Annotated in this window: 1 protein-coding gene; it reads left to right on the top strand. The window is 68.2% G+C overall.

From position 1 onward, the window contains the following. Positions 1-184: hypothetical protein (locus ACL02O_RS34305; RefSeq protein ID WP_412822339.1), on the top strand; the 184-nt coding region annotated here is incomplete at its 5' end. Positions 185-903: the final 719 nt, after the last annotated feature.

Genomic DNA, 903 nt, shown 5'->3' with positions numbered 1-903 from the left:
GACGGACCCCGCTGTCAGCGCAGCCGGCCGGGAGTTGGTGTTGGCCGTGAAGGAGGCTGGCGACCTCGATGTGAGCAGCCATGGCAAGGCGGACATGACACAGGGTGAGGCCCGAGTTGCCGACGCTCAACAGAAGCTGATGACTGCGTGCTGTGACTTGCTTGGCGAACCGCCCTGGTCCTGACCATGCGTCGCCCGTCCGCCCTGCACCGCCGGGTCGTCCTCGCACCCTAGTCCTCATCTTCGGCAACTCTCGGCCCGGACGTGTACCCCACACCAGGGAGGCAGCTCGACCGACCGGACGCGCCACCCGCCGTCGTCCCTGCGCAGCTCCCACCGCCACGGATGCTCGCCGCCCGCGAGCAGGTGCGGACCGTCCCACCACACGGCGCGCACCTGCTCTACCACCGCGTTCGTTGACGTCCGCTGCGCCCGGACCGGAGGCGAGATCCGTACAGGCATGTGCGGCCACGGCTGCCACCGTTGATGTCAGCGACTGATGTCAGGCCGGCTTTTGTCGGCATGTAGGCGCTCCGTCGGGCAGGGTCCGTTCACGTCTGCGACCTCGGGCGACTGTCCATGATCGGCCGCCGGCTCCTGTCCTCGTCCCGGCCCGGTTGCCGTCAGCGCTGCTGTCGCACACGGTTTGGGAAGGGGCTAGCGCTTGCCCGTGGCCGCGGGGGTCTACCAGGCCAAATGGCCCACCTCGTACCCGGCGCACCCTCGATCATTCCGCGCCTGTTCCGGATCTTGCGATACCGGGACGACTCGCCATCGTCGGCCGCGTAGCGGATCTTGGCGCCGACGCCCGGCACGGCCTCCTTGTGACAATCTCTTATCGTCGGGCCTCATGACGAGACGTCAGCTGTGGCCTGGACACGCGGGAATCGACGCCGATGCCTA

This window comes from Micromonospora mangrovicola (assembly GCF_047200535.1).
In the GTDB taxonomy this organism is placed as follows: domain Bacteria; phylum Actinomycetota; class Actinomycetes; order Mycobacteriales; family Micromonosporaceae; genus Micromonospora.
Note: the sequence above shows the minus strand (reverse complement) of the source record. Positions and strands in the feature narration are given on the sequence as shown.